This is a genomic window from Pseudoroseicyclus sp. CXY001 (genome assembly GCF_041714655.1).
Lineage (GTDB): Bacteria > Pseudomonadota > Alphaproteobacteria > Rhodobacterales > Rhodobacteraceae > Pseudoroseicyclus_A.
In genome coordinates this window covers 797217-820030 of record NZ_CP168219.1, presented here as the reverse complement: position 1 = coordinate 820030, position 22814 = coordinate 797217, and the positions used below count along the sequence as shown (strand labels likewise).

Annotated in this window: 26 protein-coding genes; 10 read left to right on the top strand and 16 right to left on the bottom strand. The window is 69.0% G+C overall.

The features are described from left to right. Nucleotides 1-46: 46 nt before the first annotated feature. Together ACAZ03_RS04130 and ACAZ03_RS04125 are read left to right on the top strand one after the other, a co-directional pair. The gene (locus ACAZ03_RS04130) at nt 47-1834 is read left to right on the top strand and encodes an ABC transporter transmembrane domain-containing protein (RefSeq protein ID WP_373356104.1); all 1788 of its coding nucleotides are present in this window, start codon (nt 47-49) and stop codon (nt 1832-1834) included. 6 nt (nt 1835-1840) lie between these two features. Next, nucleotides 1841-2407, top strand: coding sequence for an MOSC domain-containing protein (locus tag ACAZ03_RS04125; protein WP_373356103.1), 567 nt, complete (start codon nt 1841-1843; stop codon nt 2405-2407). Nucleotides 2408-2410: 3 nt separating this feature from the next. Here the strand turns inward: ACAZ03_RS04125 and ACAZ03_RS04120 are convergent, their stop codons facing one another. Then, the gene (locus tag ACAZ03_RS04120) at nt 2411-3799 is read right to left on the bottom strand and encodes a 1-acyl-sn-glycerol-3-phosphate acyltransferase (RefSeq protein ID WP_373356102.1); all 1389 of its coding nucleotides are present in this window, start codon (nt 3797-3799) and stop codon (nt 2411-2413) included. A 313-nt stretch (nt 3800-4112) separates the two neighbouring features. Between ACAZ03_RS04120 and ACAZ03_RS04115 the strand changes: the two genes are divergently transcribed. Together ACAZ03_RS04115 and deoD are read left to right on the top strand one after the other, a co-directional pair. Next, a complete protein-coding gene (locus tag ACAZ03_RS04115) occupies nt 4113-4547 on the top strand; it encodes an H-NS family nucleoid-associated regulatory protein (RefSeq protein ID WP_373356101.1) in 435 nt (144 codons plus the stop codon). A gap of 72 nt (nt 4548-4619) precedes the next feature. Continuing rightward, on the top strand, nt 4620-5324 hold the full coding sequence (deoD, locus tag ACAZ03_RS04110) for a purine-nucleoside phosphorylase (RefSeq protein ID WP_373356100.1): 705 nt from the start codon (nt 4620-4622) through the stop codon (nt 5322-5324). Here deoD and ACAZ03_RS04105 read toward each other — a convergent pair. Beyond that, on the bottom strand, nt 5321-6175 hold the full coding sequence (locus tag ACAZ03_RS04105) for an urea carboxylase-associated family protein (RefSeq protein ID WP_373356099.1): 855 nt from the start codon (nt 6173-6175) through the stop codon (nt 5321-5323). The two genes, deoD and ACAZ03_RS04105, sit on opposite strands and share 4 nt — an antisense overlap. 81 nt (nt 6176-6256) lie before the next feature. On the opposite strand from ACAZ03_RS04105, the gene ACAZ03_RS04100 reads away from it, so the two are divergent. Then, complete coding sequence (locus ACAZ03_RS04100) at nt 6257-6598, top strand: DUF6455 family protein (RefSeq protein WP_373356098.1); 342 nt, start codon at nt 6257-6259, stop codon at nt 6596-6598. 94 nt (nt 6599-6692) lie between these two features. Here ACAZ03_RS04100 and creD read toward each other — a convergent pair whose 3' ends face one another. The 3 genes from creD to ACAZ03_RS04085 form a co-directional block, all read right to left on the bottom strand. Then, a complete protein-coding gene (creD, locus tag ACAZ03_RS04095) occupies nt 6693-8096 on the bottom strand; it encodes a cell envelope integrity protein CreD (RefSeq protein ID WP_373356097.1) in 1404 nt (467 codons plus the stop codon). Between the two features lie 123 nt (nt 8097-8219). After that, on the bottom strand, nt 8220-8978 hold the full coding sequence (locus ACAZ03_RS04090; protein WP_373356096.1) for an ABC transporter permease: 759 nt from the start codon (nt 8976-8978) through the stop codon (nt 8220-8222). 4 nt (nt 8979-8982) lie between these two features. After that, entirely contained in the window at nt 8983-9957 is a 975-nt protein-coding gene (locus tag ACAZ03_RS04085; RefSeq protein ID WP_373356095.1) for an ATP-binding cassette domain-containing protein, read from the bottom strand. Nucleotides 9958-10015: 58 nt separating this feature from the next. Between ACAZ03_RS04085 and ACAZ03_RS04080 the strand changes: the two genes are divergently transcribed. Then, nucleotides 10016-10627: a MarR family transcriptional regulator gene (locus tag ACAZ03_RS04080; RefSeq protein ID WP_373356094.1), complete on the top strand. Its 612-nt coding sequence runs from the start codon at nt 10016-10018 to the stop codon at nt 10625-10627. Nucleotides 10628-10812: 185 nt separating this feature from the next. Here ACAZ03_RS04080 and ACAZ03_RS04075 read toward each other — a convergent pair whose 3' ends face one another. From ACAZ03_RS04075 to ACAZ03_RS04025, 11 genes are all read right to left on the bottom strand, one after another. Further along, a complete protein-coding gene (locus ACAZ03_RS04075) occupies nt 10813-11592 on the bottom strand; it encodes a succinate dehydrogenase iron-sulfur subunit (RefSeq protein WP_373356093.1) in 780 nt (259 codons plus the stop codon). Between the two features lie 17 nt (nt 11593-11609). Then, nucleotides 11610-11930: a hypothetical protein gene (locus ACAZ03_RS04070; protein WP_373356092.1), complete on the bottom strand. Its 321-nt coding sequence runs from the start codon at nt 11928-11930 to the stop codon at nt 11610-11612. Continuing rightward, a complete protein-coding gene (locus ACAZ03_RS04065) occupies nt 11927-12244 on the bottom strand; it encodes a hypothetical protein (protein ID WP_373356091.1) in 318 nt (105 codons plus the stop codon). The genes ACAZ03_RS04070 and ACAZ03_RS04065 overlap by 4 nt, the downstream gene beginning before the upstream one ends. Beyond that, nucleotides 12244-13386 carry a glycosyltransferase gene (locus ACAZ03_RS04060; protein ID WP_373356090.1) on the bottom strand — a complete coding sequence of 381 codons (1143 nt, stop codon included), beginning with the start codon at nt 13384-13386 and terminating at the stop codon, nt 12244-12246. The genes ACAZ03_RS04065 and ACAZ03_RS04060 overlap by 1 nt, the downstream gene beginning before the upstream one ends. Before the next feature lie 10 nt (nt 13387-13396). Beyond that, complete coding sequence (gene sdhA / locus ACAZ03_RS04055) at nt 13397-15202, bottom strand: succinate dehydrogenase flavoprotein subunit (RefSeq protein WP_373356089.1); 1806 nt, start codon at nt 15200-15202, stop codon at nt 13397-13399. Further along, a complete protein-coding gene (locus ACAZ03_RS04050; RefSeq protein ID WP_373356088.1) occupies nt 15199-15642 on the bottom strand; it encodes a hypothetical protein in 444 nt (147 codons plus the stop codon). The genes sdhA and ACAZ03_RS04050 overlap by 4 nt, the downstream gene beginning before the upstream one ends. After that, a complete protein-coding gene (sdhD, locus tag ACAZ03_RS04045; RefSeq protein WP_373356087.1) occupies nt 15639-16010 on the bottom strand; it encodes a succinate dehydrogenase, hydrophobic membrane anchor protein in 372 nt (123 codons plus the stop codon). Before sdhD ends, ACAZ03_RS04050 begins: the two co-directional genes overlap by 4 nt. Nucleotides 16011-16018: 8 nt before the next feature. Next, nucleotides 16019-16408, bottom strand: coding sequence for a succinate dehydrogenase, cytochrome b556 subunit (sdhC, locus tag ACAZ03_RS04040; protein WP_373356086.1), 390 nt, complete (start codon nt 16406-16408; stop codon nt 16019-16021). Nucleotides 16409-16635: 227 nt separating this feature from the next. Then, nucleotides 16636-16839: a DUF1737 domain-containing protein gene (locus ACAZ03_RS04035; protein ID WP_373356085.1), complete on the bottom strand. Its 204-nt coding sequence runs from the start codon at nt 16837-16839 to the stop codon at nt 16636-16638. Between the two features lie 5 nt (nt 16840-16844). Next, a complete protein-coding gene (locus tag ACAZ03_RS04030; RefSeq protein WP_373356084.1) occupies nt 16845-17396 on the bottom strand; it encodes an NnrU family protein in 552 nt (183 codons plus the stop codon). A gap of 34 nt (nt 17397-17430) precedes the next feature. Next, on the bottom strand, nt 17431-18264 hold the full coding sequence (locus tag ACAZ03_RS04025; protein WP_373356082.1) for a CoA ester lyase: 834 nt from the start codon (nt 18262-18264) through the stop codon (nt 17431-17433). Between the two features lie 265 nt (nt 18265-18529). Between ACAZ03_RS04025 and ACAZ03_RS04020 the strand changes: the two genes are divergently transcribed. From ACAZ03_RS04020 to sucC, 4 genes are all read left to right on the top strand, one after another. Further along, nucleotides 18530-18832 carry a hypothetical protein gene (locus tag ACAZ03_RS04020; protein WP_373356081.1) on the top strand — a complete coding sequence of 101 codons (303 nt, stop codon included), beginning with the start codon at nt 18530-18532 and terminating at the stop codon, nt 18830-18832. 203 nt (nt 18833-19035) lie between these two features. Continuing rightward, nucleotides 19036-19998 carry a malate dehydrogenase gene (gene mdh / locus ACAZ03_RS04015; RefSeq protein ID WP_373356080.1) on the top strand — a complete coding sequence of 321 codons (963 nt, stop codon included), beginning with the start codon at nt 19036-19038 and terminating at the stop codon, nt 19996-19998. A 117-nt stretch (nt 19999-20115) separates the two neighbouring features. After that, entirely contained in the window at nt 20116-21345 is a 1230-nt protein-coding gene (pepT, locus tag ACAZ03_RS04010; RefSeq protein ID WP_373356079.1) for a peptidase T, read from the top strand. Nucleotides 21346-21599: 254 nt separating this feature from the next. Beyond that, nucleotides 21600-22793, top strand: a complete 1194-nt coding sequence (sucC, locus tag ACAZ03_RS04005) for an ADP-forming succinate--CoA ligase subunit beta (protein ID WP_373356078.1) — start codon at nt 21600-21602, stop codon at nt 22791-22793. Nucleotides 22794-22814 lie beyond the last annotated feature (21 nt).

Below are 22814 nucleotides of genomic sequence, written 5' to 3'. Positions count from 1 at the left end.
CCCGGCGTCACTAGATAGCCCTCAACCTTCGAGGGGGGGAGAAACGATGGCCGAGCCGCTTCCGCGACAATCAGAGACAGAGCGCGCCGCCTCCAAGCGCATCCGGGCGCTCGGCGCGCTCGTCCCCTTTCTCTTCCCCTATCGCGGCATGATCGCGCTGGCGGGGCTGGCGCTGGTGTTCACCGCCGGCATCAGCCTCGTCCTGCCCATCGCCGCCCGGCAGGTGGTCGACAATTTCGACGCGGGCGCGCTGACCAACGGCTATTTCGCCCTCGCGCTTGTCTTCGCGGGGCTCCTCGCGATCGGCACGGCGCTGCGCTACTACCTCGTCACCCGGCTCGGCGAGCGGGTGGTGGCCGACATCCGAAAAGCTGTCTTCGACCGGATGATCGGCATGAGCCCGGCCTTCTTCGAGAAGATCATGACCGGCGAGGTCTTGAGCCGGATCACCACCGACACGACGCTGATCCTGACCGTCATCGGCCAGTCGGTCTCGGTGGCGCTCCGCAACATCCTCATCCTCATCGGCGGCATCGCCCTCATGCTGGTGACCTCGCTGAAGATGACGCTGCTCGTCCTCTGGCCGATCCCGGTCATCTTCATCCCGCTCATCACGCTCGGCCGCCGCGTGCGGCGGCTCAGCAAGGAGAACCAGGACTGGATCGCCGCTTCCTCCGGCGATGCCTCCGAACAGCTCCTCTCGGCGCAGACGGTGCAGGCCTTCACGCATGAGGGGCTCAGCCGCGCCAAATTCGCCCATGTGACCGAGAAGAGCTACGGCACCGCGCAGACGCGCATCTTCTGGCGGGCGGTGATGACGGCCATCGTCATCTTCATCGCCTTCGCCGGGGTCGTGGGCTTCCTCTGGATGGGTGCGGCGGATGTGCGCGCCGGCGAGATCAGCGTCGGCGAGCTCGTGCAGTTCATGATCTACACCGTCATGGTCGCCGGGGCCGTCGGCGCCCTGACCGAGATCTGGGGAGAGCTCCAGCGTGCCGCCGGCGCCACCGAGCGGCTGGTGGAGCTGCTCCATGCCGACGACGCGGTGGAAGACCCGGCCGCGCCCGCCGCCCTGCCCGAGCCGCATGGCGAGATCACCTTCGACCACGTACGCTTCCACTATCCCTCCCGCCCGAAGGAGGCGGCGCTGGATGGCGTGAGCTTCACCATCCACCCCGGCGAGACGGTGGCGCTCGTCGGCCCCTCGGGCGCCGGCAAGTCGACGATCATCCAGCTCATCCAGCGCTTCTACGACCCCCAGGAGGGCGCCATCCGCCTCGATGGGGTGGACCTCCGCGACATGGACCGCGCCGCCTTCCGCCAGCGCATCGCGCTGGTGCCGCAGGATCCGGTGATCTTCGGCGACACAGCCCGCGAGAACATCCGCTTCGGCCGGCCCGACGCCACCGATGCCGAGGTCGAGGCCGCCGCTCATGCCGCCGCCGCCCACGGCTTCCTGACCCAGCTGCCGGACGGCTATGACACCTATGTTGGCGAGCGCGGGCTCATGCTCTCCGGCGGGCAGAAGCAGCGCGTGGCCATCGCCCGGGCGATCCTGCGCGATGCGCCGGTGATGCTGCTCGACGAGGCCACCTCGGCGCTCGATGCCGAAAGCGAACAGCTCGTGCAGCGCGCGGTGGAGGATCTGGCGGAGGGGCGTACGACGCTGATCGTCGCCCACCGGCTCGCCACCGTGAAGAAGGCCGACCGCATACTCGTCTTCGATCAGGGGCGGATCGTGGCCGAGGGCACGCATGACCAGCTCGTCGCCGAGGGCGGGCTTTACGCCCGCCTCGCGCGCCTGCAGTTTACCGAAGGACTGGCAGCGGAGTAGCGCGTGATGGACGGCATTGCCCCGGCATTTCACAAGAGCCGCGCGGCGCTCGACGAGAGCCTTGCGCATATCCGCGCCGCCCCGAAGGACGGCGGGCGGCTGGAGTTGATCGTCTCCCGCCCCTCCGCCGGGCTCCGCGAGACGCCGGAGGCGGTGGAGCTCACCGCGGCCGCCGGCGTGGCCGGGGACCATTGGTCGAAGGGCTGCTGGCTCAGCGACGAGAACGGCAACCCCGAGCCCGACGTGCAGATCTGCATCATGGCCGCCCGCGTCATCGAGGCCATCGCCGGTCCGCGCGAGAACTGGCCGCCGGCGGGGGACAACCTCTTCCTCGATCTCGACCTGACGCCCGCCAACATGCCGCCCGGCACCCGCTTCGCGCTCGGCACGGCCGAGCTGGTGGTGACGGAAGAGCCGCACCGGGGCTGCGCCGCCTTCGCCGCCCGCTACGGCCAGCCGGCGACGGCCTGGGTGAACACCGGGCCGGGCAAGGAGCTGAACCTCCGCGGCATCTACGCGCGCGTCACCAGGGACGGCCGGGTGGCCGTGGGCGACCTTCTCCGCAAGCTCTGACGATCAGGGCGCCAGAACCGGCTCGGGCTCCGGCGCGACCGGCGCCTCGGGCGCGAAATGGTGGGCGATCGACTGGGCGTAGTAGGTGAGGAGCGGCCCGGCATTCTCCGTCGGCGTCCAGACGCCGTCCTCCCCCTCCACCGCCAGCCGCCGCTCGGCGAGGATCTCGAGCGCGTCGCGCACCAGCTCCGGCGCGTCCCGCCGGGGCAGCGCCTGGCCGAGGCTGGTGAGCGCGGCCAGCTCCTCCGTCACGGCGGCGACCAGCGCGGCCTCGGTCTGCGGGCCGGCCTCGAGCAGCGCCCGGGCGACGAGCGGCACCGGCAGGGGCGGCACGACGGCGGCGATGCGGGCCATGAGCTCCTCCGCCAGCGCCTCGACATCGCCGCCCCCGGCAAGAAAGGCGCGGAGCGACAGGGGCTTGCCGAAGCCGACAGAGGCGGTGCCAAAGCTCTTGAACTGCCGCGTGAGCCGCAGGAACACATGCCGGGCGAAGCGCCGGGCGACATGGCGGAAGGGCGGGCGGAACTGCCGCTGCGACGGGTCGGCGGCGAGGAGGATCCGATCCTCCAGCACCCGGTCGTAGTTGAGCCCGACGGGCACGAAGATCACGTCGCGCTCCTCCGCCCCCTCGGCGATGTAATTGAGAAGCCCCAGCTTCGGCGCCGCGAGCCGCCCGGTGAGACTGAGGCCACCCTCGGGAAAGATCGCCTGCGTCACGCCGCCGGCGACTGACATCTGCACATAGCGCGCCAGCACGCGCCGGTAGAGCGGCGAGCGGTCTTTCCGCCGGATGAAATAGGCGCCCATGGCGCGCACCAGCGCCGACATCGGCCAGACCCGCGCCCATTCGCCGACGGCATAGGAAAGCGTGGAGGTGCGGCTGATGAGCCAGGTCACCAGCACGTAATCCATGTTGCTGCGATGGTTCATGACGAAAACGACGGCGGCGTCCGGGTCTATCGCCTGAAACTGACCGCGATCCAGCGCGCCGATCCGCACGCGATACAGCGAGTTGGAAAGCCAGCGCGCCACGCGAATGCCGAAGGAGAAATAGACCGCCGCCGAGAACCGCGGCACGATCTCGCGCGCATAGCGGCGGGCGGTTTCAAAGGCGACATTCTCCGGCACGCCATTGCGGCGGGCATGGGCGTGAATGGCGCGGTTCACCTCGGTATCGTAGATCAGCCGCTGGATCATGTCGTGCCGCCGCGCCAGCTTGAACGGCTCGATGGGCCGCGTCAGCCGCTCGTTCATCCGCGCCACCAGCCGCTCCGCCCGCCGCCGGAAGAACCAGCGGACCGAGGGGAAGAGGAAATGCGAGGCAAAGGTGACCGCCGCGAAGAGGACGATCAGTACGAGCAACCAGATGGGGACGGCGACCGTCTGAAACATTGAAAGACGCTGGCATCAATCGCCCCCCGGGTAAAGGGTCGGGCGGCTTTCGAGCGCCTCGCCGAAAACCGGACGGGCGGGGCGCGTTCACAAATTAGAGAATGGTTCAGATTCGAACGATACGACCGTTCAGTTCAATTGGCGGAAATACTGCGACATTTCGTCTCATCCCCCGGTTCCGGGCGCAGGACCTCACGCTGCTATTACCCGCCGCCACAAGAAAATTAACGTTTTGTTAGGATTTAGAGGCTTGCGGCCTGCCGTAGGGGCGCGCCGACTTTGCCGCGCCGGGGAATGGCGGCCCGCCGCGCGGATGCCGCAACGGCAATTCGAAGATACCCGCAGAAAGCGACTATTGATGGCGGCGGGATTGCAATGGCGGAAAATCGCGATTACACGCAAATCATTCACAGGAGCACCACTCATGCCGATTGATCTGAATAATCTGTCCCGTGCCGAGTTGCAAAAGCTCTCGAAGGATGTGGACAAGGCCCTGGCCTCTCTCGCCGACCGCGAGAAGAAGGCGGCGCTCAAGGCGGCGGAACTCGCGGCGGCCGAGCATGGCTATTCCCTTTCGGAGCTGACGAGCGGCGCTGCGCCGAAAGCCAAGAAGACCGGCTCCAAATCCCCGGCGAAATACCGCAATCCCTCCGACGCCTCGATGACCTGGACGGGCAAGGGCCGCCGCCCGGCCTGGATTCGCGAGGCGCAGGAAAACGGCGTCGATATCTCGAAATTCGAGATCTGAGAAAGCCACCGGGCCGGCCCGAATGGCGTGTGATCGCCCGCGAGGGGCCCGATTTCCTGCGAAGAGGACGTCATGAGCACGCATATCGGTGCCGCGCCCGGCGAGATTGCCGAAACCGTTCTGATGCCCGGCGACCCCTATCGGGCCCGCTGGGCGGCGGAGACGTTTCTTAAGGGTGCCCGCTGCATCAACGAGGTGCGCGGGATGCTGGGGTTCACCGGCACATGGCGCGGCCATCCGGTGACTATTCATGGCTCCGGCATGGGGATGCCGTCCCTTTCGATCTATGCCAATGAGCTGATACGCGATTTCGGCGCGAAAACGCTGATCCGCATCGGCTCCTGCGGGGGGATGCAGGCGGCCGTGAAGGTGCGCGACGTGGTGATCGCCATGAGCGCCAGCAGCGTCTCCACCCCCTCCTCCACCATCTTCCGCGAGCTGAACTTCGCGCCCGTGGCCGATTACGGGCTCCTCCGCGCGGCCGTCGCGGCGGCGGAGGCGAAGGGGCTGACCCCGCATGTCGGCGGCATCTATTCCTCCGACACGTTCTATGACGAGCGCGACGACATCGCCGCCGAGATGACCCGCCACGGCGTGCTCGCGGTCGAGATGGAGGCCGCCGAGCTCTACACGCTCGCCGCCCGCCACGGCGCCCGGGCGCTGGCCGTGCTCACGGTGTCGGACCATCTGCAGACCCACGAATCCCTGCCCGCGAAGGACCGCGAGCAGAGCTTCGGCGACATGGTCGAGATCGCGCTCGAGGCCGCGTTCGACTAGAGCCCGTGGCTGCGGTCGTAGCTCGAGGGCGCGGCCGGCGTGAAGCCGGCCAGCGCCTCTTCCGGCGGGGCGAGCACTTCCATCTTCAGCGGATAGCAGGTGGCCTCGTCGCTCGAATGGCTGGCCGAGCAATCCCCGCCCGGGCAGGTGGAGAGCAGCGCCAGCAGGTCGATCTCGGCGAAGAACTCCACCGCATCGCCGGCCCGCACCGGGCTCGCCTTCATGACGTAGCGCCCCTCGGCATCGAAGCCGGTGCACATGAAGAGGTTGAGCACGTCATGGACAAGCGGCTCGGCCGCCGCCGGGTCCATCCCCGTCTCCGCCACCAGCGCCCGCGTGAGGTTCGAATGGCAGCAATGGTGGTAGCTCCGCCCGGTGAGCAGGTGTTCGGTATAGGGGTCACAGCGCGTGCCGATCACGTCATGCACCCGGCAGCCGAACGCATCGGTGCCGTACCATGACAGGCTGTCGGCGATGATCGTCGCCATCGGGCGGAGCGCCGGAAAGCTCGACCAGAGCCGGTCGCCCATTCCCAGATGCGTGCCATGCAGCGCCCGCGTCTTGCCCGAGTAGAATCGCTCGCTCAGATCCTCCGCCGCGAAGAGGTTCAGATCGCCGACCTGGGGCCCCTCGGGGCAGGAGATGCGCAGGATCTGCCCGGCCGCCAGCCGCACCGCGCGCCCCTCGCGCGGCGGCACGATGACCTCCGCCACGGGCACCGCCGCCGCACGGGCCCGGGCGCGAAGGCCGAGATCCGGCGGGGCCAGCGCATCCACGCCATAGACGGTGACCGGCGGGGCGGCGCGGCGGGCATCGGCATCTTCCGGGGGCGGGCGAGTCGCTGGGGTCATGCGGCGGGCTCCTTGATGGAGATCAATGCGGCGCCCCTCCGGGCGCCCATAATCGGGCCAGTCAATTGGAGGAGATGTCGGATGTCCATCCTGAGTGTCCTGATCGGCGAACGCCCCGCGGCCCGCCGTGCCCGTGAAATCGCCAGCCTGCCCGAGGGGGACCTCGCCGCCTGGAACACCTCCCGCGCCGAACTGACGGCGCTCGCCGCCATGCCGGCCGAGCAGATCGCCCGCATGGAGACGATGGCCCATGTCTTCGGCGCCGAGCTTCAGCGCCCCGAGGACGAGGCCGAGATCGCCCGCGCCTGTTCCGGCTGCACCGAGCACCGCGCCTGCCGCCGCGAGCTGGCCCACGAGACCAGCCCGGAGGCCTGCGGCTTCTGCCCGAACGCCGAGACCTTTTCGCGGATCGCGGCGGGCTGAGGGCAGCCCGCCGCCTTCTTCTCCTCATGGTGGGCTGAGGCCAGCCCGCCGCCTCCTCCTCACGGCGGGCTGAGACCGGCCCGCCGCCTTCTCCTCAGGGCCGGCCTTCCGGCGGCGCCTCCGGCGTGGGGGCCGGGGGCGCGGCCTCCGGCTCCGCCGGTTTCGGCGCGAACCAGCGCCGCCGGGCCCCCTCGGCCCCGTACCAATCCTCGTTCCGGGTCGCGACCATCGTCCCCGCCAGCGCCGCGAAGGCGAGCGTCGAGCCGGCGATCAGCGCGTAATCGGCCGAGCGGAGGATGAGGTAGAGGAGCGTATATAGCACGATCAGCGTCGCGCTCAGCACCCATGTCCGCCGCCCGAGGCCGAGCCCGGCATAGCCGAAGAACGTCAGGAGCCCGATCGTCGCCACCGAGCTCAGAAGATACGCCGGCCCGTAGCCGATCTGCTCGGCATAGGCGACCATCAGAAGCACGAAGACCGATTGTGCGAGGCCGATCAGGATATACTGCACCGGATGCGCCGGCCGCCCCGAGCGGCCCTCGACCAGAAGCACGGTGAGGAAGGTGAGCGCCACGAAGAGCACGCCATAGCGCGCGGCGCGATAGGCCTTCTGGTAGAAGTCGTTGGGCTGGTAGAACTCCAGCCCCATCGCCTCGTAGGACGAGCCCGGCAGATAATCCGACCGGCTCATCTGCGGCAGGGCGCGGGCCAGATGCGGGATGGTCCATTCCGCGTCGAAGCCGTCCTCCCGCACCTCCTGCGCATCGGGCAGGAAGGCGCCGCCGAAGCTCGGATGCGGCCAGTCGGACGACAGGGTCACATGGCTGACCCGGCCGACCGGCGCCACATGGAGCGCCCCGGCCCCGTTGAAACCGATGCGCATCGCCACGGTCCCCAGCTCGCGCGGATCGCCCACCCGGGCGAGGATGCCGTTGCCGGGCAGAGGCTCGAGCACCAGCGGCGCGCCGCCGGCCGTGAGCTCCGTCTCACCGCGAAGCGCGCGGTTGGAGGAGAGGCCGATGCGCAGCTCCGCCTCGTCCCAGATCAGCCGTTCGCCCTCGCGCAGCATGCTCTCGGCCTCGTCCATGTCGAAACTCGCCTGCCCCACCGCCACGGCGCTGTAGACGGGCACGGTGAAGATGCCGCGGTGACGCTCTTCGCTCACAGTCTCGACGGCCAGCTCGAAGCTGTCGGGGAAGATATAGAGCGGCTCGACCCGCGCCCGCTCCGTCACCTCGCGGGGCGGCGGCAACAGGCCGGAGGTGGAGACGCCGCTGGCGGTATCGACGAGCCGCGTCACCTCACCCTCCACCGGGATCACGAGCTGCGGCCCGGCCAGCACCTGCGCGCCGCCCCATTCGGCGCCGACCTCGTCGATCGCCTCACGGGCATAGTCGGCCCGGTCGCCGATGACCGCGCCGACGAGAAAGAGCGGGATGACCATGAAAAGGGCGAGTAGCCCGACGATGAGAAAACGCCACCCGGCGGATCTGAGCATAATGTCCTCCTGACTTGCCGGGGTGACCCTAGCCGCGCGCCCCGGCAGGCGCCCCTTGGCGCCCGTGCAGGAGATGCGCAGGAGCGGGCCGGCTCCGCCAGTCCGGAATGCCGGATCAGGGCGCTACTTGACCTGGCCCGAGAAGACCCGCGCCCCGAGCCAGAGGCCGAGCACGAAGAGCGCGATTACGAGGCCGAATCCGAATGCCGTCACCAGCGTCAGCACGTCGCCGAGGAAGACGGCGCGAAGCGCCTCCACCACATGCTTGAACGGGTTGAAATCCGACACGATCTGCAGCCAGCGCGGCGCCAGCGTCATCGGCAGCAGGATCCCCGAGAGGAGCAGCACCGGCAGGGCGAACATGTTGATGAGCGGCGCGAAAGCGTCCTCCGACTTCAGCGCCAGCCCGGCAGCGTAGGAGAAGGCGGAGAAGGCCCCGCCGAGGAAGGCGACGAGGATCAGCGCGAGGACGAAGACGTAGGCCGGCACGCTGAGGCCGAAGGCGGTGGCGACGGCCATCAGCACGGCGCCCTGCACGGTCAGCGAGACGACATCGCGCAGCACCCGCCCGAGGATCAGCGCCCCGCGCGGCGCCGGGCTGACGAGCATCCGGTCGACCACCCCGGCCCGCCATTCGGCGATGACCGCGAAGCCCACGAAGAAGCCGCCGAAGATGCCGAGTTGCACCAGGAGCCCGGGGACGAAGACCTTCCAGCTATCGCCCGGCGGAAAGCCCGGCACCTCCGCCACCCGCTGCAGGAGCGGGCCGAAGAGCGCGAGATACATGATCGGCTGCATCAGCCCGATCAGCACCCAGGCCGGGTTGCGCAGCGACAGGATCATCTGCCGGCGGAAGATCGTCCAGGTATCGCGCCAGAACATCGGGCTATTCCCTCAGCGAGCGGCCGGTCAGGGCCAGAAAGACGTCATCGAGCGTCGGGCGGGAGAGTTCGGCGCCGATCGGCTCCGCCCCCGCCTCGCCGAGCCGCTTGACGAGCCCCGGAAGGGCGCGGGCGGCTTCGGGCAGGTTGAGGAAGACCACGTTGCCGGTGGTCACGAGGTTGGCGGCGCCCTCGAGCGCCCCCGCGATGGCGGCGCCGCGCTCGGCCTCCTCCGCGCCGGTGAAGGTCAGCGTCAGGCTGTCGCCCTTGAGCTCGGCCTTGAGCTTGGCGGAGGTGCCCTCGCCGACGATCTCGCCCTGGTCGATGATCAAGAGGCGGTCCGACAGGCTGTCGGCCTCGTCCATGTAGTGGGTCGTGAGGAAAATCGTCGTGCCGCGCTCGTCGCGCAGGCGCCGGATATGCTCCCAGAGATTGGCCCGCGCCTGCGGGTCGAGCCCGGTGGTCGGCTCGTCGAGAAAGACGAGCTCCGGCTCGTGCAGGAGCCCCATGACGATGTCGAGCCGCCGCCGCTGGCCGCCCGAGAGCGCCTGGCTCTTGCGGTTTTCCAGCCCGCCGAGGTCGAGCGCCTCCATCAGCTCGAGGCCGCGCCTGCGCGCCTCGGCGGTGGAAAGGCCGTAGAGCCGGCCCTGGCTTTCGATTTCGAGCATGAGCTTGGCATCGGGCAGGGTCGAGCCGGTCTGGCTGACATAGCCGATCCGCCGGCGCACCCCGAGCGGGTCGGAAGCGAGGTCGCAGCCCGCGACCCGCGCCGTGCCGCCGGAGGGCGTCAGCAGCGTCGCCAGCATCTTCAGCGTCGTCGTTTTGCCGGCGCCGTTGGGGCCGAGGAAGCCGACAATCTCGCCCTTGGCGACATCCAGATCGACGCCCTTGACGGCCACGACCTCGGCGCCCTTGCGGCCCTTGTAGGTCTTCTTCAGCCCCCGCGCATGGATCGCCGCGCCTGCGCCTTCGTCCGACATCCCTTGACCCGCCCCGATTCTCTCGACTATTCGTCTTCTTATTTATGGAGTATCTTTATTGTCAAGAGAGTCAGATGAAAGGCTGTGGCGCCTCGCCAGCGTCCTGCGCATCCACCAGAACGCCACCGACCGGCTGGACGAGGCCGCCTGCGCCCTTCTCGGCATCAACCGGACGGATGGCCGTTGCCTCGACATCCTCGACCGCATGGGCCGGATGAGCGCCGGCGCTCTCGGGGCGGAGGCGGGGCTGTCCTCCGGCGCGGTCACCGCGATGGTCGACAGGCTGGAGAAGGCCGGCTACCTCCGCCGCGTGCCCGACCCCGGCGACCGGCGGCGCGTGCTGGTGGAGGTCACCGAGCGCGCCGGCCAGATCGCCGGGCTCATCTACGGCCGCTTCCAGGAGGTCGGTCAGGCGATGATGGCCGAGATGGACGCGGCGCAGATGGCCTTCGTCACCCGCTTCCTATTGATCAGCTCCGAGATGAACCTCGCCCTCGCCCGCCGCCTCGCCGCCACGACGGCAGAGGCCAGGGAGGGCACCGAGCCGATGGCGCTGGCGCGCCGGTTCTCCGAGGCGATGAAGGGCGAGGCAGAGGCGGTCGCCGCCGCCATTCCCGAAGCGGTCGATGCGGCCGAAGCCGCCCTCACCCCCATGCGCCCCCTGCGCTAGCCGGGCGCCCCGCCCCCTGGTCTTTGCTCCCGGGCATCCTCGGGGGGAGTCGCCAAAGGCGACGGGGGGCAGACAGCCCCCCGGGTACCCGGCCAGCAAAAAGGCGCGACGTCCCCGCCGCGCCCCAAGATTTTTCCTCGAAAGATCTTATGCCAAAATTCTCCGCAGAAGAATTTTGGCCCCCCTCAGACCACCCGCTCGAGCATCATCCCCTTGATCTCCTGGATCGCCTTGGCGGGGTTGAGCCCCTTGGGGCAGGTCTTGGCGCAGTTCATGATCGTGTGGCAGCGGTAGAGCTTGAAGGGGTCCTCCAGCTGGTCCAGCCGCTCGCCCGTCGCCTCGTCGCGGGAATCGATGATCCAGCGATAGGCGTGCAAAAGCGCCGCCGGGCCGAGGTAGCGGTCGCCGTTCCACCAGTAGCTGGGGCAGGCCGTCGAGCAGCTCGCGCACATGATGCATTCATAGAGCCCATCGAGCTTCCGGCGGTCCTCGATCGACTGCTTCCATTCCTTCGCCGGCGTGTTCGACTTGGTCTCCAGCCAGGGCATGATGCTCGCGTGCTGGGCGTAGAAATGGGTGAGGTCGGGGATCAGGTCCTTGATGACCGGCATGTGCGGCAGGGGATAGATGCGGATCGTGCCCTTGATCCGGTCATGCCCGTAGGTGCAGGCCAGCGTGTTGATCCCGTCGATGTTCATCGCGCAGGAGCCGCAGATCCCCTCCCGGCAGGAGCGGCGGAAGGTCAGCGTCGGGTCGATCTCGTTCTTGATCTTGATCAGGACGTCGAGGACCATCGGCCCGCAGGTGTCCATGTCGATGAAATAGGTATCGAGCCGCGGATTGCCGCCCTCCTCGGGGTTCCAGCGATAGATCTGCACCTTGCGGGTGGTCTTCGCGCCCTCCGGCTTCGGCCAGGTCTTGCCCGATACCATGCGGGAATTCTTCGGAAGGGTCAGTTGAACCATGGGTCCCTCTTTCTCTCTCAGCCGGTCAGGCAGGCGTCAAAATCCGGGCGGTGGGCGACGGCGCTGGTGATCGCCACGGGCCCGGGGGCCGCGGCATCGCCCGGCGCCGCGGTGGCGAGCGCGACGCGCTCCTCCGGCCGGGCGGTTTCGGAAATGCAGATGGCGCTGCGCAGGAGCAGATTCTCCGGCACAGGCTCGGCCGCGCTCTCGTTGAGCGTCGTCAGCACCGCAAGGGCCATGCGCGCCTCGGCCGAGAGGGCCGCGTCCGCCGGGCCGGTATCGCAGGCCGCGAGGGCCGGCAGCGCGAGAAGCGCACAGAGGCGGGGCGCGCCGGTCACAGCCGCGGCGGCCGGGTCGGGGCGGCGCCGGTCTTCTGCCAGACGCAGCTCGAATAGACCTCCATCGGGTCGCGCCCGGCGAGGAAATCGCCCGAGATGCCGATGGAGATCCCGGTATAGGGGCCGCTTTGCGAATTGGCGCCCATGCGCACCTCGCCCGTCGGGCCGGTGGCGGCGCGGGCGCGCGCCTCGCATTCCTGCGCGACCTCCTCGGGGTCGGGCGGCGGCAGGGGGCCGCAGGCAGCGAGGGCACCGCAGAGGAGCAGCACCACGCCCGGGAGGGCGCGCGGGATCGGGAACAGGCGAGACGGCATCACGTCGGCACTCCATCAAGCAACCTTGGGCCGCTGTCACGATAGGACAGATAGTCCCGCCGCGCCGCCCCCTCACGCAGATATTTGATCGCGCAATCCATGGCCCTGAGCGCCAGCGGCCGCGCCTTCCAGCGCGCCCAGGCCGCGGCGATCGGGCCGTTGAGCAGCGTGATCCAGCGGGTGAGCACGGCGGGCAGCGCATAATCCACGGCGCGGGCGCGGCCGTTCTCGACCATGCGGCGATAGAGCCCCGCCTCGCCCTGCAGCCGGTCGATCGCCGCGAGCACATCGGCGGGGCTGCGCACCTCGATGTAATCGAGCGGGTCGCGCCTGAGGCTTTGGAAGGCCGGCTCCGGCCCGAGCAGCGCCGGCACGCCGGCCATCCAGGCGTTCGTCAGCTTGGAGGCGGGCTTGTTGGCGGCATCCGCCAAAGTCAGGTCACGCACGGCGAGCACGCAATCGACATCGCTGTAATCGCCCCAGTCCTGCCGGCCGTCCGCCGCCTGGAAATCGGTGCGGAGCACCACGCCGCGCCGCGCCAGCTCGGCCAGGAAGCCCTCGGAGCGGAAGCGGGCGTCGAGATTGACGCGGTCGCCCTTGAAGGCCAGCACCTCGACCCGGTCGCCCCGGGCCGGATCGCGCGGCACGAGGCCGGGCTGCGGGGTATGCGGGATGTGGAAGCTCCTCGCGCCATCGGGCTCCACGTCGTTCTGCCGGATGAGCACATCGGCGAGCGGCGAGGGATAGCCGTCAGACTGGGTGAGCACCACGAAATGCCCGGGCCGCAGCGCCTTGCGTCCGAAATCCCACAGGAGGCTGACGTTGATCGCATCCGCGCGGGTGCGGCTGCCGAGCGTGACGAGGCTCGAGTGCAGGCGCAGATCGTGGAAGATACGCAGGGTCCAGGGGTCGACCGCCGCATTGCATTTGCCGGCGAGGACCTCCTCGGGCAGCGCCCTGGCCGGCCCCTCCGCCGGCATCTCGGGCCAGTGGCAGCGTTCGGGGGCGACGAAATGGACGGGGACGGTCAGCTCGGGCAAGTCGGCCCCGGCCTGCCCCGCGCCTTGCACAAGCGCACCGGGAGGCGCGCCGGTCAGCGCGCCCGCCGGGGCATCCGCAAGGGCCGGAGTGTCCGCCGCCATCCCTGTCGCCTCAGTAGACCCGCGCCTTCGGCGCGATCCTCTTGAGCTCGATCCCGCCCTCGCCCTCGTCCGTCAGCGGGTCGAGATGCACGGGCCGGTAGTCGAGCCGCACCTCGGTGCCCTCGACATGGGCGAGCGAGTGCTTGCGCCACTCCTCGTCATTGCGGTCCGGCCAGTCCTCATGGGCATGGGCGCCACGGCTTTCCTTGCGGGCCTCGGCGGCGACGATGGTGGCGAGCGCGTTGGGCATGAGGTTGGTCAGCTCCAGCGTCTCCATCAGGTCGGAGTTCCAGACGAGCGTGCGGTCGGTGACATGGAGGTCATCCATCTTGCCGGCGACGGCCTTCATCTTCTCCACACCCTCGGCGAGCGTCTTGTCGGTACGGAAGACGGCGGCGTCGGCCTGCATGGTCTTCTGCATCTCGAGCCGAAGCTCGGCCGTCGGCGTGCCTCCGCTGGCATGGCGGAGCCCGTCGAAACGCTCGAGCGACGCGTCGATGGCGGCCTTCGGCGCCACCGGCACGGCAGTCTCGGGGTCGACGATCTTGCCGGCGCGGATCGCGGCGGCGCGGCCGAAGACGACGAGGTCGATCAGCGAGTTGGAGCCGAGCCGGTTGGCCCCGTGGACGGAGGCGCAGCCCGCCTCGCCCACCGCCATCAGCCCGGGGGCCACCGCGTCGGGGTTCTCCTCGGTCGGGTTCAGCACCTCGCCCCAGTAGTTCGTCGGGATGCCGCCCATGTTGTAATGCACCGTCGGCAGCACCGGGATCGGCTCCTTCGTCACGTCGACGCCGGCGAAGATCTTGGCGCTCTCCGAAATGCCGGGCAGCCGCTCGGCGAGCGTCGCGGGGTCGAGGTGGTTGAGGTTGAGGTGGATGTGATCCCCCTCGGCGCCGACGCCGCGGCCCTCGCGGATCTCCATCGTCATGCAGCGGCTGACGACGTCGCGGGAGGCCAGATCCTTGTAGGTCGGCGCATAGCGCTCCATGAAGCGCTCGCCTTCGGAATTGGTGAGATAACCGCCCTCGCCGCGCGCGCCCTCGGTGATGAGGCAGCCGGCACCGTAGATGCCGGTGGGGTGGAACTGCACGAACTCCATGTCCTGCAGCGGCAGCCCGGCCCGGGCGACCATGCCGCCGCCGTCGCCGGTGCAGGTATGGGCCGAGGTGGCGGAGAAATAGGCGCGGCCGTAGCCGCCCGTCGCCAGCACCACCATCTTGGCGTTGAAGACATGCATCGTGCCGTCATCAAGCTTCCACGCCAGCACGCCCTGGCACTGGCCGTCTTCGGACATCAGAAGATCGAGCGCGAAATACTCGATGTAGAACTCCGCCTTCTGCTTCAGGCTCTGGCCGTAGAGCGTGTGCAGGATCGCGTGGCCGGTCCGGTCGGCGGCGGCACAGGTGCGCTGCACCGGCGGGCCCTCGCCGAATTCGGTCGTGTGGCCGCCGAAGGGGCGCTGGTAGATCTTGCCCTCCTCGGTGCGGGAAAAGGGCACGCCGTAATGCTCCAGCTCGTAGACCGCCTTCGGCGCCTCGCGGGCGAGGTATTCCATGGCGTCGGTGTCGCCGAGCCAGTCGGAGCCCTTCACCGTGTCGTACATGTGCCATTGCCAATGGTCCGGCCCCATGTTGCCGAGCGAGGCGGCGATGCCGCCCTGCGCGGCGACGGTATGCGAGCGGGTCGGGAAGACCTTGGTGATGCAGGCCGTCCGCAGCCCCTGCTCGGCCATGCCGAGCGTCGCCCGAAGCCCGGCGCCGCCGGCCCCCACGACGACGACGTCATAGGCATGGGTTTCATAATCGTATGCGGTCATTCTGCATTCCCCAGGTCTGCGGCCAGGAGGCGCAGCTCGGCACAGAAGCCCAGATCGGCTTCGAGGAGCGCGTCACCGGCGATGATCTCGCCGCTGGCCTCGTAATTCTCTGCAAAGCGGGCGGAATATTGCGCCTGCCAGTCTTCCGCCGAGCGGTAGGCGGCCGCGAGGCCGGCCGCCATGTCGAGCGCCGCGTCGTCATTGCCGGCCATCAGCGCCGCGGCGAGGATCATCTCTTCAGAGGTCGTGTTGAGCATGGCCCAGCCCTCCGCCCCGAATTCCGCCTCGCTGGAGCGGGCGATGATCGCGTCGTAGAACCCCGCGCAGCGCGCGAAGGGATAGGCATAGCTCGCCGTCTTCATCGCCTCGTCGAAAGGCGTGAGCTCCTCCGCCGCCGCGGGGGCGGCGACCAGTGCCAGAAGGGCGAGGGCCCCCTTCACAGGGCGAGCCGCGCCAGGGCGAAGAGCCCATAGGCCGCCGCGCCGAGGCAGAGGAAGTTGAGCGCGATCAGCACCAGCTTGCGGGTGAGGCCGCCGAGGTAATCCTCCACCGTCGAGCGGGCGCCGATGGCGAAATGGTAAAAGCCGACGATCAGCGTCAGCGCCGTGATCACAGCCGGCCAGGGCCGGGCCATGTAGGCGCGCATCTCCTCGAAGGGGGCGCCGTACATGCGGCCGAAGGTGAAGACGAAGAAGGGCACGATCAACGCGAGCGCGACGGAGGTGACAATGATCTGCCAGTGGTGATGCGCCCCGGAATGGGCGGAGCCGAGCCCCACGGCACGCTTGCGGTCGGTCATGTAGCGCATGTCGGGCCTCAGCAGATGATGATGGTGATGATGGTGAGGAGAAGCGCCGCGCCGACGATGACCTTCCCGGCCAGCTCGGCATGCTCCACCTTGAGCATCCGTCCCGTGTCCCAGATCAGATGCCGCACGCCGGCCAGCGTGTGGTACCAAAGCGCATAGACGCTGAGCGTCATGACGAGGTCGCCGAACCAGCTTGTGATCACGCCATCGGCGATCTCGAAGGCGCGCCCGCCGAGGGCGAGGCCGGAGAGATACCAGACGACCATGAGCGCCGCGACCATGAGCGACAGCCCGGTGATCCTGTTGGCGATGGAGGTCATCGACGTCCATTGCGGGCGATAATAGAGCCCGAACATGAAAGGGCTGAGCGGTCTGTTGCCCCGGTTGACGTCCGCCATGGAGTCCTCCTCGCGTCTCGTGGTCGGGCCGGTTTTACCGCAATCGCGGCGCTTGTCACGCGCCGACGCGGCTTTGCGGCGGAAATCCGACCCTTGTGATCACATGCCGGGGGCGTGTGATCACAGGTTAAGAGCCGTTACCGCAAGCAGTTAGCCGCCGCTGCGATTCGCGGCCCAAGGGCGGGCGATCCGGGGAGCGGAGGGCCTCTCGGCCCGGCCCCGGCGCCTCAGAGCTGGCCGAGCTTCATGCCGGGCTCGTACTCGCCGTCCACCTCCTTGGTGACGGCCTGGGCGCAGCGCATGATGCCGGCGGTGGCGTCATAGGCATAGGCGGGCGAGCCGTGCAGCTCCCAGCCCTTCGCCAGCGCCTCCGTCACCTTGTGACAGAAGGCCGAGGTATCGTCCTCGGTGAGCAATCTGTAGGCGCGCATGGGTCTCAGCCTCCGAAGGGGGACGGCCCGAGCCATCCGTGGATATAGACGACGGCGATGTAGACGAGGGCCGAGACGACGACATAGAGGATGTCGTTGACCACGGTGCCCCGTGGCGGCGGCGTCCAGTCCGGCACCTGCCGGTTGATGAGGATCATGTCGGACAGGGCCCAGGCGAAGAGCCCGCCGAAGAGGATCAGGGAGGCGAGGTCGCCGCGCACCAGAAGATGGGCGATCGCCCAGGTCTTCACCGCGTTCAGCATCGGATGGCGGAGCTTCGTCCGCAGCACCCCGCGCGAGAACTGCAGGTTGATGAGCACGACGGCGAGCAGCATCAGGATCCAGTTGAGATGCCGCAGGAAATAGGGCGGATCGTAGACCGGCACATAGGCGGCGTTGCGGTAGCCGACGATCATCAGCACGAGCCCGGCGAGCGCGGCCACGGCGATCACACCCCTGCCCGGCCCCTCCCCCATCCGGGCGCGGAGCCCCGGCGCGAAGCGCTTCATCATGTGGGGCAGGCTCCACAGGAGCACCCCCAGTATCAGCCAGATCATGTCTCGTCCCCCGTCAGCCCCGGACCCGGCTCCGTCATCGCGGCCCGGCCAATGTCGCCCGCGCCAGAAGAGCCTCCGCCGCTGCGACATGCAAGGATTCGACGATCCGCCCCTCATGGACGGCAACGCCCTGCCCCGCCGCCTCGGCCTGCCGATGGGCGGCGATGAGGGCGCGGGCCGCGGCCTGCGCCTCCGGCGAGGGAGTGAAGACCTCGTTCACGGGTGCGATCTGGCCGGGATGGATGAGGCTCTTGCCGTCGAAGCCCCAGGCCAGCGCCTCCTCCGCCTCGGCGCGCAGCCCGGCCTCGTCGCGAAAGGCGTTGTAGACGCCGTCGAGCACGATCCGCCCTGCGGCCCGCCCGGCGAGGAGCGTGTGCTGCAGCGCATGGGCCAGCCCGGCGCGGCTGCGCGCGCCGAGCTCGGCGGCGAGGTCGTTGGTGCCGAGCACCAGCCCCTCCAGCCCCGGATGCGCGGCGATCTCCGCGGCAGCGAGGACGCCCCGCGGCGTCTCGATCATCGCCCAGAGCGGCAGGCCCGGCAGGCGGGCGGCGACGGCGGAGAGGTCTTCCGCCGCGCCCACCTTCGGCAGGAGCACCCCATCGGGGCGGAGCGCGGCAAGGGCGGCGAGATCCTCCTCGCCCCAGGGGGTCGAGAGGCCGTTGATGCGCACGAGGCAGGCCCGCGGGCCATGGCCCCCGGCCTTGAGCGCCACCGCCAGCGCCTCTCTCGCGGCAGGCTTTTCGGCCGGTGTGACGGCATCCTCGAGGTCAAAGATCAGCGCATCGGCATCGAGGCCGCGCGCCTTGTCCATCGCGCGGGGCTTGGAGGCGGGGATGTAGAGCGCCGAGCGCCAGGGGCGGAGGGTCATGCCGGTCTCCTTCTCGCGGCGCTGTCCTGCCGCAGGGGCGCGCCGGGGGCAAGGGCGCGGGTTGCGGGCGGGTCCGCGCCGCAACGAACGCTCCCTTAACCTCGATTTGGCAGGATGGCCGCAGCCTCAGAGCGAAAAGGTCGCATGGGCAGGGCTCCGCCGCAAAAGGCGGCGGAGGGCGAAGCGGCCGATCGTCAATGCCGGCGCCAGAGGCGCCAGACAGGTAGCCGGCGCCAAAGGCGCCCCGTTTGAAAAGGACAGCGCCATGCGCCCCCGCCTCGCCCTCGCGGCCGCCTTCCTAACCCTGCCCCTCGCCGGGCCCGCCCTCGCCGCCAATTGCGCGGCTCACGAGGACGTCGTCACCCGCCTCGCCGAACGCTACGGCGAGAGCCGGCAATCCATCGCGCTCGGCGCCAACAATGCCGTGGTCGAGGTCTTCGCCTCGCTGGAAACCGGCACATGGACGATCACGATGACCCGCCCCGGCGGGCCGACCTGCCTCGTCGCGGCCGGCGTCGCCTACGAGGCGCTGGCCGAGGCGCTGCCGAACACCGACGCGCCAGCCTGAGCGGGCTCGGCCGGCCGCCCGGGCACCGGAAATCGCACCGGTCTCCGGGCGCGATCTTCGCATGAAAACCGGGCGTCCGGCGGCGGCCGGGCGCCCGGCGCGCCTGTTATCGCTAGCAGGATTTGCGGCCCTTCCCGCCCTTGCGTGAAGGGTCACTCGGCGATAGGCAACGCGTCAACGCCACACAGCAAGGGACCACCCCCATGGCCAGACCGAAGATCGCCCTCATCGGCGCCGGACAGATCGGCGGCACGCTCGCCCATCTGGCCGCGATCAAGGAGCTCGGCGACGTCGTTCTCTTCGACATTGCCGAAGGCATTCCCCAGGGCAAGGCGCTCGACCTGGCCGAAAGCGGCCCGGCCGAAGGCTTCGACGCCAGCCTCAAGGGCACCAACGATTACGCCGACATCGCGGGCGCAGACGTCTGCATCGTCACCGCCGGCGTGCCGCGCAAGCCCGGCATGAGCCGCGACGACCTCCTCGGCATCAACCTCAAGGTGATGAAATCCGTCGGCGAGGGCATCAAGACCCACGCGCCGGATGCCTTCGTGATCTGCATCACCAACCCGCTCGACGCGATGGTCTGGGCGCTGCGCGAATTCTCCGGCCTGCCGCACGAGAAGGTCTGCGGCATGGCGGGCGTGCTCGACTCGGCTCGCTTCCGGCATTTCCTCAGCCTCGAATTCGGCGTCTCGATGAAGGACGTCACCGCCTTCGTGCTCGGCGGCCATGGCGACACGATGGTGCCCTCCGTCCGCTACTCCACCGTCGGCGGCATCCCGCTCCCCGACCTCGTCGAGATGGGCTGGACCACGCAGGACAAGCTAGACGCCATCGTCCAGCGCACCCGCGACGGCGGCGCCGAGATCGTCGGCCTCCTCAAGACCGGCTCTGCCTTCTACGCCCCCGCGACCTCGGCGATCGAGATGGCGGAAGCCTATCTCAAGGACCAGAAGCGCGTCCTGCCCTGCGCGGCCTATGTCGACGGCGCCTTCGGGCTCAAGGGCATGTATGTCGGCGTGCCGACCGTGATCGGTGCCGGCGGCATCGAGAAGGTCATCGAGATCAAGCTCTCCCGCGAGGAGCAGGCCGGCTTCGACAAGTCGGTCGAGGCCGTGAAGGGCCTCGTCGATGCCTGCAAGGAGATCGACTCGACGCTGGCGTAAGCCACTCTGCGAGCCAGACCAGCGCCCGAACCTCCCCCGAGGTCCGGGCGTTTTGCTGCGGTTGACTTCCCGGCCGCCCGGGCATTCCCTCCGGCCCGAACGCCCGAGGAGCCTGCCATGCCCGATTTCAACGCCGAACTCGAAGACCGTCTCGTCCGCTATTGCGCCATCGACAGCCAGTCGGATGTCGACAGCCTCTCCGAGCCCTCGACGGCGATCCAGCTCGACATGGCACGGCTGCTCGTGAAGGAGCTGGAGGAGATCGGCGCCGAGGAGATCGAGCTCACCGATTACGGCACCGTCCTCGCCACCGTGCCCGGCACCGCCCCCGGCCCCACCATCGGCTTCATGGCGCATGTCGACACCGCGCCGCAGTTCCACGCCGAGGGCGTGAAGCCCCGCGTGATCCGCGGCTACATTGGCGGCGACATCACCTACCCGGACGATCCCGACCTCGTGCTCTCGCCCGAGGCCTCGCCCTATCTGGCCGAGAAGGTGGGCGACGACATCGTCACCGCCTCGGGCCTGACGCTTCTCGGCGGCGACGACAAGGCCGGCGTTGCCATCGTCATGGCCGCCGCCCGCCACATGATCGAGACCGGCACGCCCCGCCCGAAGCTCCGCCTCGCCTTCACGCCGGATGAGGAGATCGGCCGCGGCGCCCACGAGAAGCTGCCGAAGGACCTCGGCGCCGATTTCGCCTATACGTTCGATGGGCAGAAGCCCCCCTCGATCGAATACGAGACCTTCTCGGCCGATGGCGCCATGGTGCGGATCCGCGGCGTCTCGATCCATCCCGGGCTGTCCTTCGGCAAGCTGGTGAACGCGATCACCCTGGGCGCCAAGCTGCTGACGCTCCTGCCGCAATCGACGATGACGCCGGAGACGACCCGCGGCCGCGACGGCTTCATCATGGCGGGCGAGATGACGGGCGACGCCGCCGAGGTGCAGATCCGCTTCATCATCCGCGACTACGAGCTGGAGGGGCTGGCGGAGAAGGGCGAGATCCTGCGCAAGGCCTGCGAGGCGATCCAGGCGGGCGAGCCGCGCGCGGTGGTGAGCTGCGAGATCACGCCGCAATACCGCAACATGCGCTACTGGCTGGAGAAGGACATGACGCCGGTCGACCTCGCCGCCGATGCGGCGCGCGACATCGGCATCGAGCCGAAGTTCACCGCGATCCGCGGCGGCACCGACGGCTCGCGCATGACCGAGATGGGCGTGCCCTGCCCCAACCTCTTCACCGGCATGCAGAATATCCACGGCCCGCTCGAATGGATCTCGATCCAGGACATGGCCCGCGCCACCGAACTGATGCTCGCCATCGCCGCTCGCGCCACGCGCTGAGTCGCGGAACCGGCAGAGACCTGCCGAGCGGACCGCCCACTTGTGATCACACGCGCGAAACGTGTGATCACATTTGTCGGGTTTTGCGCAAACAGCCTCATTTTGCGGTTCTTTATAAACCGATCCTATGCTTTGAGGGGCCCGACCGCCCCGGCGGCGCGATCCCGCATGCGCGACCCGCATGACGGGCCCGCGCGCGAGGGGGCAAGGCCCGTGATGCGCGACCAGATGAGTCTTCAAGGAGGCACTGCCCGATGAACATCCACGAATACCAGGCCAAGGCTCTCCTGCGCTCCTATGGCGCCCCGGTCTCCGAAGGCCGCGCCGTGATGCGCGCCGAAGAGGCGAAGACGGCGGCGGGCGAGCTCGACGGGCCGCTCTGGGTCGTGAAGGCGCAGATCCATGCCGGCGGCCGCGGCAAGGGCTCGTTCAAGGAGCCCGATGCCGGCGAGAAGGGCGGCGTCCGCCTCGCCAAGTCGGTCGAGGAGGCCGCCGAGGAGGCGCGCCGGATGCTCGGCCGCACGCTCGTCACCAAGCAGACCGGCCCGGCCGGCAAGCAGGTGAACCGCATCTATATCGAGGACGGCTCCGGCATCGAAACCGAGCTCTACCTCGCGCTCCTCGTCGACCGCGCCACCAGCCGCATCTCCTTCGTCGCCTCGACCGAGGGCGGCATGGATATCGAGGAGGTCGCGGCCTCGACGCCCGAGAAGATCCTCAGCTTCTCCGTCGATCCGGCGGCAGGTTATCAGGCCTATCACGGCCGCCGCATCGCCTTCGCGCTCGGCCTCACCGGGCCGCAGGTCAAGCAATGCGTCCAGCTCATGGGCACACTCTACCGTCTCTTCCGCGAGAAGGACATGGAGATGCTCGAGATCAACCCGCTCATCGTCACCGACAAGGGCGACCTCAAGTGCCTCGACGCCAAGATGGGCTTCGACGGCAACGCGCTCTACCGCCATGCCGACATCCTCGCGCTCAGGGACGAGACGGAGGAGGACCCCAAGGAACTCGCCGCCTCGAAGTTCGACCTCAACTACGTCGCCCTCGACGGCGAGATCGGCTGCATGGTCAACGGCGCCGGCCTTGCCATGGCGACGATGGACATCATCAAGCTCTACGGCGCCGAGCCGGCGAACTTCCTCGATGTCGGCGGCGGCGCGACGAAGGAGAAGGTCACCGAGGCCTTCAAGATCATCACCTCCGATCCGCAGGTGAAGGGCATCCTCGTCAACATCTTCGGCGGCATCATGCGCTGCGACGTGATCGCCGAGGGCGTGATCGCCGCGGTGAAGGAAGTCGGGCTCGAAGTGCCGCTCGTCGTGCGGCTCGAGGGCACGAATGTCGAGAAGGGCAAGGAGATCATCGCCAGTTCCGGGCTCAATGTCATCGCCGCCGACGACCTGAGGGACGGGGCGGAGAAGATCGTCAAGGCCGTGAAGGGCTGAGCCGGACCGGCCGGAGGACAG

Coding starts and splice junctions, on each gene's coding strand:
- ACAZ03_RS04130 (WP_373356104.1), top strand. CDS start 47: ATGGCCGAGCCGCTTCCGCGACAATCAGAGACAGAGCGCGCCGCCTCC.
- ACAZ03_RS04125 (WP_373356103.1), top strand. CDS start 1,841: ATGGACGGCATTGCCCCGGCATTTCACAAGAGCCGCGCGGCGCTCGAC.
- ACAZ03_RS04120 (WP_373356102.1), bottom strand. CDS start 3,799: ATGTTTCAGACGGTCGCCGTCCCCATCTGGTTGCTCGTACTGATCGTC.
- ACAZ03_RS04115 (WP_373356101.1), top strand. CDS start 4,113: ATGCCGCAACGGCAATTCGAAGATACCCGCAGAAAGCGACTATTGATG.
- deoD (WP_373356100.1), top strand. CDS start 4,620: ATGAGCACGCATATCGGTGCCGCGCCCGGCGAGATTGCCGAAACCGTT.
- ACAZ03_RS04105 (WP_373356099.1), bottom strand. CDS start 6,175: ATGACCCCAGCGACTCGCCCGCCCCCGGAAGATGCCGATGCCCGCCGC.
- ACAZ03_RS04100 (WP_373356098.1), top strand. CDS start 6,257: ATGTCCATCCTGAGTGTCCTGATCGGCGAACGCCCCGCGGCCCGCCGT.
- creD (WP_373356097.1), bottom strand. CDS start 8,096: ATGCTCAGATCCGCCGGGTGGCGTTTTCTCATCGTCGGGCTACTCGCC.
- ACAZ03_RS04090 (WP_373356096.1), bottom strand. CDS start 8,978: ATGTTCTGGCGCGATACCTGGACGATCTTCCGCCGGCAGATGATCCTG.
- ACAZ03_RS04085 (WP_373356095.1), bottom strand. CDS start 9,957: ATGTCGGACGAAGGCGCAGGCGCGGCGATCCATGCGCGGGGGCTGAAG.
- ACAZ03_RS04075 (WP_373356093.1), bottom strand. CDS start 11,592: ATGGTTCAACTGACCCTTCCGAAGAATTCCCGCATGGTATCGGGCAAG.
- ACAZ03_RS04065 (WP_373356091.1), bottom strand. CDS start 12,244: ATGCCGTCTCGCCTGTTCCCGATCCCGCGCGCCCTCCCGGGCGTGGTG.
- ACAZ03_RS04060 (WP_373356090.1), bottom strand. CDS start 13,386: ATGGCGGCGGACACTCCGGCCCTTGCGGATGCCCCGGCGGGCGCGCTG.
- sdhA (WP_373356089.1), bottom strand. CDS start 15,202: ATGACCGCATACGATTATGAAACCCATGCCTATGACGTCGTCGTCGTG.
- sdhD (WP_373356087.1), bottom strand. CDS start 16,010: ATGCGCTACATGACCGACCGCAAGCGTGCCGTGGGGCTCGGCTCCGCC.
- sdhC (WP_373356086.1), bottom strand. CDS start 16,408: ATGGCGGACGTCAACCGGGGCAACAGACCGCTCAGCCCTTTCATGTTC.
- ACAZ03_RS04035 (WP_373356085.1), bottom strand. CDS start 16,839: ATGCGCGCCTACAGATTGCTCACCGAGGACGATACCTCGGCCTTCTGT.
- ACAZ03_RS04030 (WP_373356084.1), bottom strand. CDS start 17,396: ATGATCTGGCTGATACTGGGGGTGCTCCTGTGGAGCCTGCCCCACATG.
- ACAZ03_RS04025 (WP_373356082.1), bottom strand. CDS start 18,264: ATGACCCTCCGCCCCTGGCGCTCGGCGCTCTACATCCCCGCCTCCAAG.
- ACAZ03_RS04020 (WP_373356081.1), top strand. CDS start 18,530: ATGCGCCCCCGCCTCGCCCTCGCGGCCGCCTTCCTAACCCTGCCCCTC.
- mdh (WP_373356080.1), top strand. CDS start 19,036: ATGGCCAGACCGAAGATCGCCCTCATCGGCGCCGGACAGATCGGCGGC.
- pepT (WP_373356079.1), top strand. CDS start 20,116: ATGCCCGATTTCAACGCCGAACTCGAAGACCGTCTCGTCCGCTATTGC.
- sucC (WP_373356078.1), top strand. CDS start 21,600: ATGAACATCCACGAATACCAGGCCAAGGCTCTCCTGCGCTCCTATGGC.